The organism is Calothrix sp. CBUCES-K 9914 (assembly GCF_059640475.1).
In genome coordinates this window covers 1-2301 of record NZ_JBXXZH010000507.1, presented here as the reverse complement: position 1 = coordinate 2301, position 2301 = coordinate 1, and the positions used below count along the sequence as shown (strand labels likewise).

Below are 2301 nucleotides of genomic sequence, written 5' to 3'. Positions count from 1 at the left end.
GCAACTCGTGCGACGTTAGAAACAATTCGTGAACGTATTGTTGGAGATGAAGCAAAAGACCTAGCTTCGCAGTTGCCAAAAGAATTAGGTGAATATTTACACGGACGCGAAGGTGAAAATGGCGCCCATTTTGGATGTAAAGAGTTTATTAAAATGGTTAGCGAAAAAGAGAGTGTTTCTACTGAAGTCGCAACAGAACACGCGCGCACTGTGTTTAGTGTGTTGGAACAAGCGGTTTCAGCAGGAGAGTTTGAGGATGTACGTTTAAACTTCTCAGACGACTACAACGAAATATTACCTAATTCAAAAAAAGAAATCACTGCGCGCGGGTGAGTTTAAGCATATAGTCAACCAAGCAAGATTAACTATAAATATCGGAGGCAACATGACGAGTTTAAATAGCCATTCAAAAAAGAAAGTAGCTATCCTCATTGAAGCTAATGTAGAAGATGCAGAGTTTGAAGTACCGTACAATGCATTTAAGCAAGCGGGGATGGAAGTGGTAGTTCTTGGTTCTCGGATGAATGAGACTTATAAAGGCAAACTTGGTAAAGCTTCTGTTAAACCTGATGGTACTACAAGCGAAGCTATTGCTGCTGAGTTTGATGCGGTGGTTATACCAGGTGGCATGGCGCCGGATAAAATGCGCTGTAACCGAAATACAGTAAGATTTGTGCAGGAAGCAATGGCACAAAATAAAATCGTCGCTGCTGTTTGTCATGGTCCACAACTATTGATAGAAGGTGACTTGCTCAAAGGTAAGAAAGCCACCGGATTTATGGCTATCCGTAAGGATATAATTAACGCAGGCGCCAATTATGTTGACGAGGTGTTAGTTGTTGACGGTAATTTGATTACATCGCGTCAACCTGGAGATTTAGCTATATTCACTACAGCTGTTTTGAGTCGCTTAGGATATGGTGGTAAAGATGTGGCGTTACCATCTGAACGTGATAAAGACGCTGATTGGTGGAAACTAGCTGATGCTTGGGGTGGTTCCACTAAGGGTGAAATAGTAAAAGCATTAAATACAGCTTTAGCTGGTGAAAAATATTCGCTCGAAGCGCTCGAACAATATACACAAAAAGAATCTGACGCAGAAATTAAATCACTCTTTGGAGAGATAATTCAAAATAAAGGGCGCCATATTCAGTATTTAGAGGCACGTTTAGATCAACTAGGTGAAAAACCTTCATTGGTTGCTAATATAGCTAACCAATATGCAAAAGTTAAAACTGCGCTCACAGGTAGTGATGATATATTCCAGTTACGTTCTGCATTAGGTGACTTACAAACAGGTATCGGCGACTTAAGTAATTTAATACCTTCTACAACCGACCCAGTATCAACAGCCATCTTCGCAGAAATAGTTAAAGACTTAATCACGTTTGAACAGCGTTTAGTCGAACTTTACCGCGTCAAACTTGGTAATGCGGTTAAACCAGCTAACCCAACTACAGGCGCCGTTGTAACTATGTAATTCTTTGTTTTTCTGTGTCTCTGTGGTAATAAAAAGAATTTACCACAGAGACACAGAGAGAAAAAATATATTTAAGTTTGTATGGAGTAGATAAAGTGGCATCAACATCAGAAAATATAAGTAGTAATCAAAACGAAGCAGGAGATACCGAGCGTTGGGCTTCGTTAATTGGCGGTGGTGCAATGGTATTAATGGGCTTAAAGCAGCGTTCACTACGAGGAGTGTTAACTGCTGTAGCTGGAAGTGGTTTACTTTATCAAGGTGTAAAGAAGAAAAGCACTATTCAGCAAGCACAAGAAGCTATAGGGATAGGACAAGTTATTAAAGTTGAAAAAACGGTAACTATCAACAAACCTGTGGAAGAGTTATATAGTTTTTGGCATAACTTTGAGAACTTGCCCAACTTTATGAAGCACCTCAAAGAAGTTAAAGTACTTGATAACAAACGTTCACACTGGGTTGCAACGGCGCCATTAGGTACAAGTATTGAGTGGGATGCTTCCATTCTTGAAGACCGTGAAAATGATTTTATTTCTTGGGCTTCAGCAGAAGATGCCGATGTGGAAAACTCTGGGTTTGTAAGGTTTAAAAAAGCACCTGGTGATAGAGGCACTGAAGTTAAAGTAGTTCTGGAATATACCCCCCCAGGAGGCGCCTTAACAGCGGTTTTCGCCAAACTGTTTGGCGAAGAGCCAGAACAGCAAATAGGAGATGACCTGCGTCGCTTCAAGATGTTGATGGAAGCAGGGGAAATAGCCAGCACTGAAGGACAACCACGAGGAAAGTAAGAAAGTGAAGAGTGCTGAGTGCTGAGTAAAGAG

General features: G+C 40.9%; 3 protein-coding genes. All 3 read left to right on the top strand.

The features are described from left to right. A partial coding sequence (locus AC2JBO_RS44570) for a DUF2267 domain-containing protein (protein ID WP_496960022.1) occupies positions 1-333 on the top strand: 333 nt, incomplete at its 5' end. A 52-nt stretch (positions 334-385) separates the two neighbouring features. Then, positions 386-1480, top strand: a complete 1095-nt coding sequence (locus AC2JBO_RS44565; protein WP_496960021.1) for a DJ-1/PfpI/YhbO family deglycase/protease — start codon at positions 386-388, stop codon at positions 1478-1480. Between the two features lie 95 nt (positions 1481-1575). Then, on the top strand, positions 1576-2268 hold the full coding sequence (locus tag AC2JBO_RS44560) for an SRPBCC family protein (RefSeq protein ID WP_496960020.1): 693 nt from the start codon (positions 1576-1578) through the stop codon (positions 2266-2268). The last annotated feature ends 33 nt before the right edge of the window (positions 2269-2301 follow it).

Bases quoted from the DNA above. Each gene is read 5' to 3' on its own strand.
- AC2JBO_RS44565 (WP_496960021.1), top strand. From the start codon at position 386: ATGACGAGTTTAAATAGCCATTCAAAAAAGAAAGTAGCTATCCTCATT.